The organism is Streptomyces sp. NPDC001315, assembly GCF_042896175.1.
Taxonomy (GTDB): domain Bacteria; phylum Actinomycetota; class Actinomycetes; order Streptomycetales; family Streptomycetaceae; genus Streptomyces.
Genome location: NZ_JBIAWZ010000004.1, coordinates 1 through 15,952, shown reverse-complemented (window position 1 = coordinate 15,952; position 15,952 = coordinate 1). Strand labels below are relative to the sequence as shown.

12 protein-coding genes are annotated in these 15,952 nt (G+C 71.6%); 6 read left to right on the top strand and 6 right to left on the bottom strand.

Features of this window, described 5'->3' with window-relative positions:
- Positions 1 to 70 precede the first annotated feature (70 nt).
- The 3 genes from ACFY16_RS13590 to ACFY16_RS13580 all read left to right on the top strand — a co-directional run bounded on the left by ACFY16_RS13590 (position 71) and on the right by ACFY16_RS13580 (position 3,395).
- Positions 71 to 1,090 (top strand): ATP-binding cassette domain-containing protein, encoded by a 1,020-nt coding sequence (locus tag ACFY16_RS13590; protein ID WP_390647723.1) that lies wholly within the window; start codon positions 71 to 73, stop codon positions 1,088 to 1,090.
- A complete protein-coding gene (locus ACFY16_RS13585; protein ID WP_390647274.1) occupies positions 1,087 to 1,878 on the top strand; it encodes an ABC transporter permease in 792 nt (263 codons plus the stop codon). Before ACFY16_RS13590 ends, ACFY16_RS13585 begins: the two co-directional genes overlap by 4 nt.
- A gap of 404 nt (positions 1,879 to 2,282) precedes the next feature.
- Positions 2,283 to 3,395: a winged helix DNA-binding domain-containing protein gene (locus ACFY16_RS13580; protein WP_390647273.1), complete on the top strand. Its 1,113-nt coding sequence runs from the start codon at positions 2,283 to 2,285 to the stop codon at positions 3,393 to 3,395.
- A gap of 178 nt (positions 3,396 to 3,573) precedes the next feature.
- Here the strand turns inward: ACFY16_RS13580 and ACFY16_RS13575 are convergent, their stop codons facing one another.
- From ACFY16_RS13575 to ACFY16_RS13565, 3 genes are all read right to left on the bottom strand, one after another.
- Positions 3,574 to 4,365 carry a S1 family peptidase gene (locus ACFY16_RS13575; RefSeq protein ID WP_390647272.1) on the bottom strand — a complete coding sequence of 264 codons (792 nt, stop codon included), beginning with the start codon at positions 4,363 to 4,365 and terminating at the stop codon, positions 3,574 to 3,576.
- Between the two features lie 224 nt (positions 4,366 to 4,589).
- A complete protein-coding gene (locus ACFY16_RS13570; RefSeq protein ID WP_390647271.1) occupies positions 4,590 to 7,400 on the bottom strand; it encodes an AAA family ATPase in 2,811 nt (936 codons plus the stop codon).
- Positions 7,401 to 7,606: 206 nt separating this feature from the next.
- Positions 7,607 to 8,452 (bottom strand): response regulator transcription factor, encoded by an 846-nt coding sequence (locus ACFY16_RS13565; protein ID WP_390647270.1) that lies wholly within the window; start codon positions 8,450 to 8,452, stop codon positions 7,607 to 7,609.
- Between the two features lie 170 nt (positions 8,453 to 8,622).
- Here ACFY16_RS13565 and ACFY16_RS13560 point away from each other — a divergent pair, with 170 nt between their 5' ends.
- Positions 8,623 to 10,293: an AMP-binding protein gene (locus ACFY16_RS13560; protein WP_390647269.1), complete on the top strand. Its 1,671-nt coding sequence runs from the start codon at positions 8,623 to 8,625 to the stop codon at positions 10,291 to 10,293.
- The gene (locus tag ACFY16_RS13555) at positions 10,290 to 11,909 is read left to right on the top strand and encodes an AMP-binding protein (protein WP_390647268.1); all 1,620 of its coding nucleotides are present in this window, start codon (positions 10,290 to 10,292) and stop codon (positions 11,907 to 11,909) included. The genes ACFY16_RS13560 and ACFY16_RS13555 overlap by 4 nt, the downstream gene beginning before the upstream one ends.
- Before the next feature lie 119 nt (positions 11,910 to 12,028).
- On the opposite strand, the gene ACFY16_RS13550 is transcribed toward ACFY16_RS13555, so the two are convergent.
- On the bottom strand, positions 12,029 to 12,691 hold the full coding sequence (locus tag ACFY16_RS13550; protein ID WP_390647267.1) for a hypothetical protein: 663 nt from the start codon (positions 12,689 to 12,691) through the stop codon (positions 12,029 to 12,031).
- Positions 12,692 to 12,906: 215 nt separating this feature from the next.
- Here ACFY16_RS13550 and gcl point away from each other — a divergent pair, with 215 nt between their 5' ends.
- Positions 12,907 to 14,691, top strand: a complete 1,785-nt coding sequence (gene gcl, locus ACFY16_RS13545) for a glyoxylate carboligase (protein ID WP_390647266.1) — start codon at positions 12,907 to 12,909, stop codon at positions 14,689 to 14,691.
- A 55-nt stretch (positions 14,692 to 14,746) separates the two neighbouring features.
- Here gcl and ACFY16_RS13540 read toward each other — a convergent pair whose 3' ends face one another.
- Both ACFY16_RS13540 and ACFY16_RS13535 read right to left on the bottom strand, forming a co-directional pair.
- Entirely contained in the window at positions 14,747 to 15,364 is a 618-nt protein-coding gene (locus tag ACFY16_RS13540; RefSeq protein ID WP_390647265.1) for a TIGR04222 domain-containing membrane protein, read from the bottom strand.
- Positions 15,365 to 15,523: 159 nt separating this feature from the next.
- Positions 15,524 to 15,760: a hypothetical protein gene (locus tag ACFY16_RS13535; RefSeq protein ID WP_390647264.1), complete on the bottom strand. Its 237-nt coding sequence runs from the start codon at positions 15,758 to 15,760 to the stop codon at positions 15,524 to 15,526.
- Positions 15,761 to 15,952: the final 192 nt, after the last annotated feature.

The window sequence follows — 15,952 nt, the reverse complement described above, 5'->3', positions numbered from 1 at the left end:
CTCCTGACAACCGAAGCACTTCACCGCTCACCACGCCTTCGAAGGGGAGGACCCCATGCCTTCGTCTGTCATGCCCACGTCCAGGCGAGTTGACGGCGAGCAGCCGCCCGCCGCCGTCTCCACCGTCGGTCTGCGCAAGTCCTACGGCGACAAGGTCGTGCTCGACGGCATCGACCTGCGGATCCCGGCCGGGTCCGTGTTCGCGCTGCTCGGCCCGAACGGCGCCGGCAAGACGACCGCCGTGAAGATCCTGTCCACGCTCATCACCGCCGACGGCGGCCAGGCCCGGGTCGCGGGCCACGACGTCGCCACGTCACCGGACGGGGTGCGGGCCGCGATCGGTGTCACCGGGCAGTTCTCCGCCGTCGACGGGTTGATCACCGGCGAGGAGAACATGCTCCTCATGGCGGACCTGCACCACCTGTCCAAGCGCGAGGGACGGCGCGTCGCGGCCGAACTGCTGGAGCGGTTCGACCTGGTGGAGGCGGCGAAGAAGCCCGCCGCCGGCTACTCCGGGGGCATGAAGCGCCGTCTCGACATCGCCATGACCCTCGTCGGAGGTCCCCGGATCATCTTCCTCGACGAGCCGACCACCGGCCTCGACCCGCGCTCCCGCCACACCATGTGGCAGATCGTCCGCGAGCTCGTCAGCGACGGTGTCACCGTCTTCCTCACCACCCAGTACCTGGAGGAGGCCGACGAACTCGCCGACCGCATCGCGGTGCTGAACGACGGCAAGATCGCCGCCGAGGGCACCGCGGAGGAGCTGAAGCGGCTCGTGTCGGGCGGGCACGTCCGACTCCGCTTCACCGACCCGACGGCCTACCGGTCGGCCGCTGCCGCGCTGTACGACGTCACCCTCCCCTCCTCTCGGCTTCGCTCGAGCGGGGGGACTCCCCTCGAGGAGTCGCTGTCACTGCAGATCGCCGGCGACGGCAGCCAGCGCGAGCTGCGCTTGCTCCTCGACCGACTGGACGCCGCCGGCATCGAGGCGGACGAGCTGACCGTGCACACCCCCGACCTCGACGACGTCTTCTTCGCCCTCACCGCCACCACCGTGCCCGACCAGACCGAAAAGGCTGACCGATGAGCGCCCTCTCCCTCGCCGTACGCGACTCGAGCACGATGCTGCGCCGCAACCTCCTGCACGCGCGCCGCTACCCCTCCCTCACCCTGAACCTGCTGCTCACCCCGGTCATGCTGCTGCTGCTCTTCGTCTACATCTTCGGGGACGTGATGAGCGCGGGCATCGGCGGCGGCGGTGCCGACCGCTCCGAGTACATCGCGTATGTCGTCCCGGGCCTTCTGCTGATGACCATCGGCAGCACCACGATCGGCACCGCGGTCTCCGTCTCCAACGACATGACCGAGGGCATCATCGCCCGCTTCCGTACGATGGCGATCCACCGCGGTTCCGTCATCATCGGGCACGTCGTCGGCAGCGTGCTGCAGTCGATCGCCAGCGTGGTCCTCGTCGGCGCCGTCGCCGTGGCCATCGGCTTCCGCTCCACCGACGCCACCATCCTGGAGTGGCTCGCGGCGTTCGGGCTGCTCGCGCTCTTCGCCCTGGCGCTCACCTTGATCGCCGTCGGCATGGGCCTGATCAGTCCGAACGCCGAGGCCGCCAGCAACAACGCGCTGCCGCTGATCTTCCTGCCGCTCATCTCCAGCACCTTCGTGCCGGTCGACGCGATGCCGGGGTGGTTCCAGCCGATCGCCGAGTACCAGCCGTTCACCCCGGCCATCGAGACGCTGCGCGGGCTGCTGCTCGGCAGCGAGATCGGCCACAACGGGTGGCTGGCCGTGGTCTGGTGCCTGGGTCTCGCGGCGCTCGGCTACGTCTGGTCGAAGTCGGTGTTCGACCGCGACCCGGAGTAGAGGCCGGCAACTCGTCCCGTTCCGGGGCGGCGTACTCCGACACCGCGTCGGCGTACGCCGCCCCGTCGGCGTCTCCGCCGCCTGCCGGGCCCGCGCCACCGGCATCGTCGGCCGGAACTCGCGCTGCATCCACGGCCGTTCGCCCTGCGGGTCGAGCACCACGCCACGATCGTCGCCGTCCCGCGACGCAGAGAAGGCCAATGGGGAAGGCCCTCGGCTATGTGACTACGTGATCCACGCTGTCTGCGCGCTCCACGCGACCCATCGGTCTGTTTTGTCTGCTTGGTCTGCTTGATCGCGTAGCCGGATATACGGAACAAACGGCGCGGGAGTGCGGTGCGGGTCCAGGATCCGGTGAGAGTTGCGGACAAAGGGTGTCCGCAAGCGGCACTAGCGTGCGGAGCATGACGAAGACGACGACGGCCGCGACGGCCCCCCTGCTCGGCACCCGCGCCCTCAACCGCGCGACCCTCGAGCGGCAGCTGCTCCTGCGCCGCTCGCCGCTGACCGCCGGGGCGGCCGTCGCGCATCTGCTCGGTCTCCAGGCGCAGAACGTGAAGCCGCCGTACTACGCGCTCGCGGCCCGCCTCGAAGGCTTCGCCCCTGAGCAGTTGTCGGGGCTGATGGCCGACCGCGAGGTCGTCCGTATCGTCACCATGCGCTCGACCATCCACACCCACACCGCCGACGACTGCCTCATCCTGCGGCCGCTCGTCCAGCCCGCCCGCGACCGCGAGCTGACGAACTTCCGCAAGGGGCTCGCCGGCGTCGACCTCGACCGGCTGGCCGCCCTCGCCCGCGAGCTCGTCGAGGCCGGACCGCACACCATGAAGCAGTTGCGCGAGGCGCTGCTCGTGGAGTGGCCGGACGCCGACCCGCAGGCGCTCGGCGTCGCCGCGCGCTGCCGGCTGCCGCTCGTGCAGGTCACCCCGCGCGGGCTGTGGGGCCAGAGCGGACAGGTCGCGCTCACCACCGCCGAGCGCTGGCTGGGACGCTCCGCCGAGCCTGCCCCGGCACCGGACGCGACTGTCGTGCGCTACCTCGCCGCCTTCGGTCCGGCCTCCGTCAAGGACATGCAGACCTGGGCCGGCCTGACCCGTCTGCGTGACGCCTTCGAGCGGCTCCGCCCGCGCCTCGTCACCTTCCGGGACGACAGCGGCGTCGAGCTCTTCGACCTGCCCGACGCGCCCCGCCCCGCCCCGGACACCCCGGCCCCGCCCCGTTTCCTGCCCGAGTTCGACAACCTGCTTCTGTCCCACGCCGACCGCACCCGCGTGGTGCCGAAGGAGTACCGGGGCCGCGGCTGGCAGGGCAACCAGGCCTACCGCACCCTCCTCGTCGACGGCTTCCTGGCCGGTCTGTGGGCGCTGGACGGAGAGTGCCTGGTCATCGAGCCCTTCGGCACGCTCACCAAGACCCAGCGGAACGAGGTCGCGGCGGAGGGGGAGCGGATGCTCGGGGTCATGCACCCGGGTGCCGTGTACGACATCCGGTTCGGGACCGTCGTACGGCAGTGAGCGGCAGTGAGCGGCAGTGAGCGTCAGTGGCGGGGCGGGGCCTTCAGTGCGCCCGGCCCGTCACCGCCGGAACGCTCGGCCCGCTCCGGGCATGGAAAGGGGGCGCTGCGGGCTGCTCGTGGTAGCTCGCAACGCCCCCTGGTATTCACCTGAGGGGTGTCTCAGGAGTTCTTCCGGGCTACGAGTTGACCTGTGCGGTCACCAGGCTCGAGAAGGTGGTCAGCCGGGTGTAGACACCCGGGTAACCGGCCTCCGCGCAGCCCTCGCCCCAAGAAGTGATCCCTGCCAGGACGCCCCCGATGAGCAGGGGACCGCCGCTGTCGCCCTGGCAGGTGTCAACGCCGCCGGAGGTGTATCCGGCGCAAACCATGTCGGTCTGGACGAAGTCCGAACCGTAGGAGCTCTTGCAGCTGGTGTCGGACACGATCGGGACGGTCGCGGTCCGCAGCTGGTTGGAGGAGCTGCCGTTCTCCGAGGTGGTGCCCCAGCCGAGGATGCGGGCGGTGGTGCCGGCCGCGTACAGGCTGGTCTGGGAGGAGGAGACGTACGACGCCGTGGTGTACGGCATCGACGTCGAAAGCGTCAGGACGGCCACGTCGTCGCCGTTGGTGGCATCCGTGTAGTCCGGGTTGACCCAGATCTTGCTGACCCTGCTGACCGTGCCGTTCGTGCCGTTCAGATAGGTTCGCCCGCCGACGACTCTGACGCTGCTGGTGGTCTCGCCGACCATACAGTGCGCGGCGGTGACCACCTTGGTCGCCGACACCAGGGTGCCGCCGCAGAACTGGTTCTGCGAGGCGTCCGTGATCTGCATCATGAACGGGTACGTGGTCGTCGTGGTCGTCGTACCGCCGACGATGGGCTGGGGGGCGGCTACAGCGGTGGGGGCGCTGAGCAACGCGGTCGCGGCGGCGGCAGCGGTCGCCGCGACGACGGCGGCGGTTCTCTTTGCGCGGTTGAGCCCGAACATGAGTCTCCTCAGTGGGGGGTTGCCGGTGGGGGGCGCGCGGGTGTGGGGGGTGATGCACGGAGGCCGCGGGACCGACCCCCGTGTGCCCGGGCGAGCGGCACACCCCAAAAGCTAGGACCCGGAACACCTGCCTCCCAATGAGGGAACCCCCTAAGGGAGTTGGGCAGGGATAACCCTCGGTGGCCCCTCGGTAAACCCGCCAGTGCAGTAAACCCGCGCGAGGCTCACTTCGCGTGGCGCCCCGCCGCCAGCCGGACGATGTCCACCCGTGAGCGGATCCCCAGCTTGCGATAGACCCGGGTCAGCGTCGCCTCGACCGTCTTGACGCTGATGTACAGCCGCGCGGCGATCTCCCGGTTGGTCGCGCCCTCCATGACGAGCGCGGCGACCTGACGCTCCATCGCGGCCAGGCCCTCCAGCGCGTCGAGCGCGGGATCCCGCGGGGCGGCGACGACGGGTTCCGCCGGCTCCTGAGTGGCCGCCGCGTCCACCCGGCGCAGCCAGGGCAGCGCACGGCAGCGTCGGAACAGCCGCGCCGCCTCGTCGTACGACGTCGGCCCGGGCCGCCGGGTGCGCAGCCCGGCCAGTGCGAACGCGGCCCGCGCCTCCTCCAGGCCGTACCCCAGCTTGGCGAGCCGGTCCTGAACGGACGTCAGCTGCGCGAGCGCGGCCTCCTGGTCGCCGCGGGCCGCCCGCACCAGCGCCTCCGACCGGTCCAGCGTGGCCAGCACGCTCTCCCGGCCCAGCCGCAGCGCGTGCTCGCGCGACACGTCGATCACATCCTGCGCCTCGCCCGGCTCCCCGATCCGTACGAGGGCCTCGGCGAGGTCGCTCTGCCAGCGGCCGCGCGCCGGGTCGATGATGCCGAGTCCGAGCTCCAGTTCGCGCACCCGGCGCAGCGAGCGGACCGTGCCCGCCGCGTCGCCGGCCACCAACTGGGCGTACCCGAAGGCGGCCAGGGCCCGGGAGAGGTACATCTGGTCGCCGTCCTCCTCGGCGCGCTCCGCCGCCTCCCGCGCCAGCTCCAGTGCCCGGTCCACGTCCCCGCCGGAAGCCTCCGCGAGCGAGGTGAGCATGGCCGAGGCGCCCAGTCCGATCCCGGAGTCCCGGGCCAGGCGCAGGCTCTCGCGGGCCAGGTCCAGGGCCCGGCCGCAGTGTCCGGAGCGCAGCTCGGTCTCGGCCAGGAAGCGCTGGAAGTGCACCTCGCTCTCGACCATGCCGCGCCGCTGCGCCTCGCGCAGCAGCGCGGTGATGGTCGTACGGGCCTCGGGCAGCTGGTCGCTCATCAGCAGCCAGCGGAACCGGGCCGCGCCGGCGCCGTTGTGGTGGCACGCCACGTACGGGTCCTGGGGCTCCCCGAGCGCGCGCTTGATGGTCGCCGGGGCGTTCGCGTGGCCCATCAAGGTCTCGGTCGAGGCCTGGAAGGACAGCGCCATGAGCTCGGTGCGCCGGTCGCCGCCGCGCGCGGCCAGCTCCGCGGCGTGCGCGGCCTCCTGCCGGGCCTCGGGGAAGTCGCCCTCGACGACCAGTCCGCGCCAGGCCAGCTGGTAGTGGACCAGGGCGAGCAGCCGCGGGTCGTCGCCCGCGTCGGCCAGTGCCTGCGGGAAGACGGCGTCGACCTCGCCGAGGGCCTGCCCGGCCGACTCGATGACCACCATCCAGGCCCGCACCCGTTCGGCGGGCACCGTGGCCCGGGTCAGCACCTCGCGCGCGATGTCCCGGGCGAGCTCCACCTCGCCGGCGGTGATCGCGTCCTCCGCGGCCTGCAACCGCCGGTCGTCCGGGCCGGGCGTGCTGCCCGCCGGGGTGTGCCGGGCCGCGAGCAGTCCGAGTGACGCGGCGACCGACGGGGCGCCGCGGTCCCGGGCCAGCGCGGCGGCGCCGGCGAGCCGGGCGGCGACGTCCGGGTCGGTGCCGGTGGTCGCCAGGGCCAGGTGCCGGGCTCGCTCGATCGGGTCGGACGCCGCCGTGGACAGTGCCGCGTGCACGGCCCGCCGCTCCTGCGCGGGTGCCTCCGCGTACAGCGCGGCGGAGATCAGCGGGTGCGCGAACCGTACGGCCGGACCGTCCGGCTCGGTCGCCAGCAGCCCGAGCCGGGCGGCCTGGGTCGTCTCCGCCTCGGCGTTCTCGCGGCCGGCCGCGAGCAGCAGCGACAGGGTGGGGCGTGCGCCGGCACTGGCGACGAGCAGTGTGCGGCGGACGTCGTCCGACAGCATGTCGAGGCGGTTGAGGACCAGGGCCCGCAGCGAGGTGGGCACCGGCAGCGGCTCGCCCGGTCTGGGCGGGGTGGGGTTCTCGCCGAGGGCGCGCCCCAGTTCGAGCGCGAACAGCGGGTTGCCGCCACTGGTGCGGTGGATGTCGCGGACCGTGGAGCGGGGCAGGTCGGTGTAGCCGCGATGGTCGAGCAGGACGGAGACCTGGGCGCGGGAGAGGGGGTTGAGCCGCACGGCGAGGGTGTCCGGCGGGGACGCGCGTAGATACCGGTCGTACTCCTGGCCCTCGGTCCGGACCGCGCACAGCATCTGCACCGGGGTGTCACCCAGACGGCGGGCGGCGAAGCCGAGGAGCTCGGCGCTGGCCGAATCCAGCCACTGCAGATCGTCGGCGACGATCAGGACGGGGCCCTCGGTGGCGAGGGCGCGCAGCGCCGAGAGCACGGCGAGGCGCAGGGCGAGACCGTCACGCTGGAGGGTGGACTCGCCGCGGCCGGTGATCGCCGACTCCAGCGCGGTGCGCTGGGCGACGGGCAGCTTGTCGGACACGTCGTCGAGGGCCAGGCCGAGGAGGTCGGCCAGGGCGAGGAACGGGAGATGGGATTCGGACTCCGTCGCCGAGCAGCGCAACACGGTACGGGCCACCTGCCCGTATTCCGCGGACAATGCCCGCAGCACGGTCGACTTTCCTATTCCGGCGGGGCCGTGCAGCAGCACACTGCCGCCTCGGCCGAGCTGCTCCCGGGCCGCCGTGAACAGTTCCTCCCTGCCGATGACCAGGTCGGGGCGGCATCGGGCAGGCTCCTGGAAGTCCCGTCGCACGGTTACCGCTCCCCTCCGTGTGTCGTGTCCGTACCAAATTCTAGGCAACGTCTCTTTGAAATTCGGACGGACGGCGTGGTGAGGGATATAACAACGGCGATGCATATGTAAATTCACCGCGTGGACGTATGAATAAAGAGCGGCTATTTTGTCCGAAATCGGACGATTTGAAGTCCTTTGGTGTGGACCAGTGAAACCTCCTTCGGTTACGGCAGCACCCCGGTCCGGCGCGCGGCCGCGACGGCCTCACCGCGCGTACGGGCACCGAGTTTGCGCATCGCCGACCTGAGGTAACCCTTCACCGTCTCCGGCCGCAGTCCCAGCCGCTCCGCGGCCACCGCGTTCGTCGCCCCGGCGGCCACACACGCCAGCACGTCCAGCTCACGGGGCGCCAGACGCACCCCGGCCACCCCGGCCACCGGGGCCGCCGCCGGCGTCAGCAGCCCGCACGCGGCCAGCAACTCGGCCCGCAGCCCCGGGTCCGTGATCCTCGGCGCCAGCGCGCGCAGCGCCGCATGCGCCTCCCGCACCTGCTCCCAGGCCGCCGCGCCGCTCCGGTCGGCGGCCGCGGCCGGCCGGGCCGCCGTCAGCAGGTCCCGTGCCTCGTCCCGCACCACCAGCGCCTGCTCCACGTCCCGCGCCGCCTCGACGGCCGCGGTCAGCGCGCGGTCGCCCAGCGGCTGGGCCGTACGCAGGGCCCCGTACAGCACACCGCGCACCCGGCGCCGTACGACGACCGGCACCGCCAGCACCGAGCGCAGGCCCTCCACGGCGACGGCGGAGTCGTACTCGTGGCTGATCTGCCGCGAGGAGGAGTAGTCCGTCACCGCGCACGCGCGGGCGAGGGCCACGGCCTTGCCGCCCAGGCCGCTGCCCGCGGTCACCGCCAGCGCGCTCAGCGCCGGCGTCGCGTTGCCGCTCAGCTCACTGATGCGCATCTGCTGCCGCCCGGCGTCGACCAGACCGCCGAAGGCCACCGGCAGCCCGGTCGTACGCCGCAACCGGGCCAGGGCGCCGCGTATCTCCGTCAGTCCGGTCACGTTTGCTGCCACGTCCTCGCCCCTTCATCGCGGCTTTCGTGCGGGCACACCCCCGTTCGGGGGTAGTGAGACCTGCATCACGGATTACACGATGTCAGAGAGCCGCCCGGCAATGGTCCGGCACGGAGCGGGAGTGAGCCGCAGGGGCGCCCCGGAGGCGAACGACCGAAAGAGGAGGACGAATGACGACGGCGACGGAGCTCTTCCGCAGGGCGCGGGACTTCCTGCTGGAACACCGCGAGGACTACACCACCGCCTACGAGGGCTTCGCCTGGCCGCGCCCGCAGCACTTCAACTGGGCGCTCGACTGGTTCGACGTGATCGCGGACGGCAACGACCGCACCGCGCTGCACATCGTCGAGGAGGACGGCTCCGAGACGCGGCTGTCCTTCGCCGAGCTGTCCGTGCTCTCCGACCGGGCCGCGAACTGGCTGCGCGAGCGCGGGGTGCGTGCCGAGGACCGTGTCCTGGTCATGCTCGGCAACCAGGCCGAGCTGTGGGTGACGGCCCTGGCCGCGATGAAGCTGCGCGCCGTCGTCATCCCGGCCACCCCGCTCCTCGGCCCGGCCGACCTGCGCGACCGCGTCGAACGCGGCCGGGTCCGGCACGTGGTCGTGCGCGCCGAGGACACCGGCAAGTTCGACGAGGTGCCCGGCGCGTACACGCGCGTCGCCGTCGGCGGCGCACCCCGGGGCTGGCTGCCGTACGAGGACCTGTACCAGGCCGACGCCGCCTTCACGCCCGACGGCCCGACCCTGGCCGACGACCCGCTGATGCTCTACTTCACCTCGGGAACCACGGCGCATCCCAAGCTGGTCGAGCACACCCACACCTCGTACCCGATCGGGCACCTGGCCACCATGTACTGGATCGGCCTCAAGCCCGGTGACGTGCACCTGAACATCTCCTCGCCCGGCTGGGCCAAGCACGCCTGGTCGAACCTGTTCGCCCCGTGGAACGCCGAGGCGACCGTCTTCATCCACAACTACACCCGCTTCGACGCGGCCCGGCTGATGACGGAGATGGACCGGGCGGGCGTGACGACCTTCTGCGCCCCGCCCACCGTCTGGCGCATGCTCATCCAGGCCGACCTGACCCAGCTGGGCACTCCGCCGCGCGAGGTCGTCGCCGCCGGCGAGCCGCTCAACCCCGAGGTCATCGAGCAGATCCGCCGGGCCTGGGGCGTCACAATCCGGGACGGCTTCGGCCAGACCGAGACCGCCGTGCAGGTCGCCAACAGCCCCGGTCAGCCGCTGAAGACCGGCTCCATGGGCCGCCCGAGCCCCGGCTATCGCGTCGAACTCCTCGACCCGGTGTCCGGCGCGCCCGGCGTCGCCGAGGGCGAGATCGCGCTCGACCTGTCCGCGCGGCCAGTGGGCCTGATGACCGGCTACCACGGCGACGCGGACCGTACGGCGGAGGCGATGGCGGGCGGCTACTACCGCACCGGTGACATCGGCGCGCGGGACGAGGACGGATATATCGTTTATGTCGGTCGAGCTGATGATGTGTTCAAGGCCTCCGACTACAAGATCTCCCCCTTCGAGCTGGAGAGCGCCCTGCTGGAGCACGAGGCGGTGGCCGAGGCGGCCGTCGTGCCCGCCCCGGACGAGCTGCGCCTGGCGGTGCCCAAGGCGTACGTCGTGCTCGCCGAGGGCTGGGAACCGGGCCCCGACACGGCGAAGGTGTTGTTCGAGCACTCGCGCGAGGTCCTCGCGCCCTACAAGCGCGTCCGCCGCCTGGAGTTCGCCGACCTGCCCAAGACGGTCTCCGGCAAGATCCGCCGGATCGAGCTGCGCGAGGCGACGGCGGCGGGGTCGGCGGACGAGTACCGCGAGGAGGACTTCCGGTGACCGCGCTCTCCTACGCGCACGGGACCAGCGAGGTCCCGCTGCTCGGCGACACCATCGGCGCCAACCTCGACCGGGCGATCGCCGCGTTTCCCGACCGTGAGGCGCTGGTCGACGTGCCGTCCGGGCGACGGTGGACGTACGCCGATTTCGGTGCGGCGGTCGACGAGGTGGCGCGCGGGCTGCTCGCCATGGGAGTGGCCAAGGGCGACCGGGTCGGGATCTGGGCGGTCAACTGTCCCGAGTGGGTGCTCGTCCAGTACGCCACCGCCCGCATCGGCGTGATCATGGTGAACATCAACCCGGCCTACCGTGCACACGAGTTGGAGTACGTGCTGAAGCAGGCCGGTGTCGCGGTGCTGGTCGCCTCCCTCGCGCACCGGACGAGCGACTACCGGGCGCTGGTCGACCAGGTCCGGGGCAGGTGCCCGGAGTTGCGGGAGGTCGTCTACATCGGTGACCCGTCCTGGGAGGAGTTCACGGCGGGCGCGGCACGGGTGCCGTACGGGAGACCCGCCGCGGCACAGGCGGAGTTGAGCTGCGACGACCCGGTCAACATCCAGTACACCTCGGGTACGACCGGCTTCCCGAAGGGTGCCACGCTCTCCCACCACAACATCCTCAACAACGGCTACTGGGTGGGCCGTACGGTCGGCTACACGGAACAGGACCGGGTCTGCCTGCCCGTGCCCTTTTACCACTGCTTCGGCATGGTGATGGGGAACCTGGGAGCCACGTCCCACGGCGCGTGCATCGTCATCCCGGCGCCGTCCTTCGAACCGAAGGCCACGCTGGAGGCCGTCCAGCGGGAGCGCTGCACCTCGTTGTACGGCGTTCCGACGATGTTCATCGCGGAGCTGAACCTCCCGGACTTCGCGACGTACGACCTGTCGTCCTTGCGGACGGGCATCATGGCGGGCTCGCCCTGCCCGGTCGAGGTGATGAAGCGGGTGGTCGCCGACATGCACATGGAGGAGGTCTCCATCTGCTACGGCATGACCGAGACCTCCCCGGTCTCGCTCCAGACACGGATGGACGACGACCTCGAACACCGCACCGGCACCGTCGGCCGCGTCCTGCCGCACATCGAGGTCAAGGTCGTCGACCCCGCCGACGGGGTGACCCGACCGCGCGGCACCGCGGGCGAGTTGTGCACCCGTGGGTACAGCGTGATGCTCGGCTACTGGAACGAGCCGGAGAAGACCGCCGAGGCCGTCGACACGGGGCGCTGGATGCACACGGGCGACCTGGCCGTGATGCGCGAGGACGGGTACGTCGAGATCGTCGGCCGCATCAAGGACATGATCATCCGGGGCGGCGAGAACATCTATCCGCGCGAGATCGAGGAGTTCCTCTACGCCCATCCGAAGATCCGGGACGTCCAGGTCGTCGGGGTGCCGCACGAGCGGTACGGCGAGGAGGTCCTCGCCTGCGTCATTCCCGGCGACCCGGCCGACCCGCTCACGCTGGAGGAGCTGCGGGCCTTCTGCGAGGGTCAGTTGGCCCACTACAAGGTCCCGAGCAGGCTGCGGATCCTGGAGGCCTTCCCGATGACGGTGTCCGGGAAGGTGCGCAAGATCGAGCTGCGGGAGAAGTGGGCCGCACACCCCGACTCCTGAGGTCCTGCGCCCCGCGCGAAAAGCGGTCTACGGGGCGCTCTGTGCCTGGGCGACCCGGCATTCCGGAAAGTGACATCGAGCCGCGGGGGCGGTGTGGCCGGCGCGGTCCGACCGCCCGGTCACACCGCCCTCGACTCGTCCAGCTGGTCCGCCGGGCCGTTCATCGGGCGTGGGATGCCCGTGAGGTCGAGGACGAAGAGGGGAACGCCCAGGGTGTCCGCGCGGGCGCGGGCGTCCTCGGTGTAGCCGACGAGGGAGAAGTACACGCAGGCCGAGGAGTCCGTCATGGCCGTCAGCCAGAGGCACTCCACGTCCCGGACGCAGGCCTGGCGTGCCGTCGGGTCGACCTGGGCGAGGATGCCGCGGGCGGCCAGGCCGATGCCGGACGGGGGCCGCTGGTCGGCCCGGCGGATGTCCCGGTAGCCGAGCCGGCTCAGGTACACGGCGGCGGCCGTGACCGCGTCCACCGCGGTGCGGATGGTGACGGGTCGGAAGGCGGGCCGCTCCACCGGGGGCGTGGGCCTGCTCGCGACCGGAATGCGCAGCACCGTGCCGCACGCGCAGCCCAGCTCGGGTGTCGGCCACTGGCCCCGGCGGCCGCAGGACGCGCACCGCACCGTGACCCACTGTTCCTCCCAGACGCGGTGGGCGACGGCCGTCGGCGCTCCGCACGGGTCGAGCGGCGGGGTCACGGGCACACCGCACGCGCAGGGATAGGACGGCGCCGCGTAGAGGTGCTCGCGCCGGCAGGCCGGGCAGCGCACCGGCACGCTCTCGGACATGGTCCGCTCCAGGACGACGTCACGTGAGGGACAGGGCCCCCATCGTCCTCCATGAAAGCCCTGTCTGTCCGTCTCTTGACTGCCTTCGCTCACCCCACCTACATTATTTCCAGATAGTAGAAAGTAATTTCCACAATACGGAAGTCAGTAAGGGTGTAGTTCTCGCGCGGGGCGCGACGGGAGAGCGAATCCGACAGCCGAAGCAGGAGTACTCCATGGCTCGTATGACCGCTGCCCGCGCGGCAGTCGAGATCCTCAAGCGCGAGGGCGTCACCGACGCGTTCGGTGTCCCGGGCGCGGCGATCAACCCCTTCTACGCGGCACTCAAGGCATCCGGGGGCGTCAACCACACCCTCGCCCGCCACGTCGAGGGCGCCTCGCACATGGCGGAGGGCTACACCCGCGCACACCCGGGCAACATCGGCGTCTGCATCGGTACGTCGGGCCCGGCGGGCACGGACATGATCACCGGGCTCTACTCCGCCATCGGCGACTCGATCCCGATCCTCTGCATCACCGGCCAGGCCCCGACCTCCGTGATCCACAAGGAGGACTTCCAGGCCGTCGACATCGCCTCCATCGCCAAGCCCGTGACCAAGATGGCGGTCACCGTGCTGGAGGCGGCCCAGGTCCCCGGCGTCTTCCAGCAGGCCTTCCATCTCATGCGCTCCGGCCGCCCCGGCCCGGTCCTCGTCGACCTGCCGATCGACGTCCAGCTCACCGAGATCGAGTTCGACCCGGAGACGTACGAGCCGCTCCCCGTCTACAAGCCGGCCGCGTCCCGTGCCCAGATCGAGAAGGCGATCGGGCTGCTCAACGAGTCGGAGCGGCCGCTGATCGTCGCCGGCGGCGGTGTCATCAACGCCGACGCCGCCGAACTCCTCGTCGAGTTCGCCGAGTTGACCGGCATCCCGGTCGTGCCGACCCTGATGGGCTGGGGCGTTCTGCCCGACGACCATGAGCTGAACGCCGGCATGGTCGGCCTCCAGACCTCCCACCGCTACGGCAACGCGACCTTCCTGGAGTCCGACTTCGTCCTCGGCATCGGCAACCGCTGGGCCAACCGCCACACCGGCAGACTCGACGTCTACACGGCCGGCCGGAAGTTCGTCCACGTCGACATCGAGCCCACCCAGATCGGCAGGATCTTCGCCCCGGACTACGGCATCACCTCCGACGCGAAGGCCGCCCTGGAACTCTTCGTCGAGGTGGCTCGGGAGTCGAAGGCGGCCGGCAGGCTTCCCGACCGCTCCGGCTGGGCCGCCGCCGCGCAGGAGAAGAGGGCACGGCTCCAGCGCCGTACGCACTTCGACGACATCCCGATCAAGCCGCAGCGCGTCTACGAGGAGATGAACAAGGCCTTCGGCCCAAAGACCCGCTACGTCTCCACCATCGGCCTCTCGCAGATCGCTGGCGCCCAGATGCTGCACGTCTACCGGCCGCGCCACTGGATCAACTGCGGCCAGGCGGGCCCGCTCGGCTGGACCGTTCCGGCGGCGCTCGGCGTCGCCAAGGCCGACCCGGAGGCGTCCGTCGTCGCCCTGTCCGGCGACTACGACTTCCAGTTCATGATCGAGGAGCTGGCCGTCGGCGCGCAGCACAGGATCCCGTACGTCCATGTCCTGGTGAACAACGCCTACCTGGGTCTGATCCGCCAGGCGCAGCGGGCGTTCGACATCGACTTCCAGGTCAAGCTGGAGTTCGAGAACGTCAACTCTCCGGAGCTGGGCGTCTACGGTGTCGACCATGTGAAGGTCGCCGAGGGCCTGGGCTGCAAGGCGATCCGGGTCACCGACCCGGGCGAGCTGGGTGCCGCCTTCGAGCAGGCCAAGAAGCTCGCCGCCGAGTACCAGGTGCCGGTCGTCGTCGAGGCGATCCTGGAGCGGGTCACCAACATCTCCATGTCGACCACCAACGACATCGGCAACGTCGTCGAGTTCGAGGAGCTCGCCACCGAGCCCGGCCACGCGCCGACCTCGGTCAGGACGCTGAAGGTCTGACGCGTACGTCGGTGAGGGGCGGCCCGTCCAGCGGACGGGCCGCCCCTCGGTGTGTTCAGTCGGAGCCGCCGTCTCCGCCGCCGCAGGAGTAGGCGGCGCCTCCTGTGCCGCCGCGAGGGGAGTGCCTGAGGAGTCCTTTGTCCGCCACCTCGGCCCGGCCGGTCAGCCCCGCCCGGAGGGCGAAACGCGGCACGAGCGCCGACAGGGCGGCTTCGCCGTGCAGGGCGACGGCGAGCAGCTTGTCGTGCTCCGACATGCCGCGCCTGCTCGCCGGAAGCGGGTGCCGCTCCCGCAGGTCCCGCACATGGCGGCGGGTGGCGCGCGTCGGACCGAGCAGCGGATACCGCAGCAGTCCGGCTTCCGCGAGGCCGACGCGCATCAGGGCCACCGCCAGGCGGATGTCCGGCCGCTTGGCCAACTTCCGCAGCCCCGCGGGCTCGTGGAGGGATTCGAGTACCGCCTTCTCCAGGCCTTCAGGGTGCGTGCGGGAAGGCGGGGGCTGCCCCGCGTCCGCGTCACCCGCCCCCGACACCCGCATCGTGCCCGGCCGGCCGGCCTCGACGGCACCCCGCAGGTGCAGCGCCACTATGGCGACCGTGACCGCGGCGCGAGGACCGCCCCGCAGCAGTGCGATCTCGTGCGGTTCCAGCCGGACCGTTTCGGCGCTGTTCATGACACACCCCCGTGCGGGGCCCGCCGCCCCCGTGCCGGCGGGCCCCGCGTGAGAAGAATGTGCCCGCGCGCGGGGGCGGTTGAAGCCTCGACGGCCGTGTTCAGAGCATGATTTGAGGAATGCGTAGACCGCGTACGCCCGGTGTCGTACGCGGCGTCTCTACACCTCGTGCTCCGACAGCCCAGGCCAGTCGTCCGGGCCCCCGCCCTGCCACTCGATGAGGTCGCTCTCCTCGACCTCGATCCGGTCCAGGTCGGCCATGCGCAGGATCTCGATCACGTCGTCCAGGTGAGAGGCGAGGCCGAGTGTCACGTCACCCTCGGTCACCCGGCGCGAGCCGTCCAGGGCCGGGGCGTGCACCACGATGTGCGGGAACTCCGTCGGTGGATGTGTCATGCCTTCAGGCTCCTGCGGGCAGGACGGATCCGCACCCCGGAAAGGCCGGGGGGGGGGGGGGGGGGGGGCGGGCCCCCCCGGCCCCCCCCCCCGGGGGGGGGGGGGGGCCCCCGCCCCCCCCCCCGGGGGCGGCGGGGCGGGCGCCGCCGCGACGCCGGGCCCCCACGCGCGCGGGGGCGGCGGGGGGGGGGC

What these genes read in the sequence shown, in the direction of transcription:
- ACFY16_RS13590 (WP_390647723.1), top strand. Translation starts at nt 71, where the DNA reads ATGCCCACGTCCAGGCGAGTTGACGGCGAGCAGCCGCCCGCCGCCGTC.
- ACFY16_RS13585 (WP_390647274.1), top strand. Translation starts at nt 1,087, where the DNA reads ATGAGCGCCCTCTCCCTCGCCGTACGCGACTCGAGCACGATGCTGCGC.
- ACFY16_RS13580 (WP_390647273.1), top strand. Translation starts at nt 2,283, where the DNA reads ATGACGAAGACGACGACGGCCGCGACGGCCCCCCTGCTCGGCACCCGC.
- ACFY16_RS13575 (WP_390647272.1), bottom strand. Translation starts at nt 4,365, where the DNA reads ATGTTCGGGCTCAACCGCGCAAAGAGAACCGCCGCCGTCGTCGCGGCG.
- ACFY16_RS13560 (WP_390647269.1), top strand. Translation starts at nt 8,623, where the DNA reads ATGACGACGGCGACGGAGCTCTTCCGCAGGGCGCGGGACTTCCTGCTG.
- ACFY16_RS13550 (WP_390647267.1), bottom strand. Translation starts at nt 12,691, where the DNA reads ATGTCCGAGAGCGTGCCGGTGCGCTGCCCGGCCTGCCGGCGCGAGCAC.
- gcl (WP_390647266.1), top strand. Translation starts at nt 12,907, where the DNA reads ATGGCTCGTATGACCGCTGCCCGCGCGGCAGTCGAGATCCTCAAGCGC.
- ACFY16_RS13540 (WP_390647265.1), bottom strand. Translation starts at nt 15,364, where the DNA reads ATGAACAGCGCCGAAACGGTCCGGCTGGAACCGCACGAGATCGCACTG.
- ACFY16_RS13535 (WP_390647264.1), bottom strand. Translation starts at nt 15,760, where the DNA reads ATGACACATCCACCGACGGAGTTCCCGCACATCGTGGTGCACGCCCCG.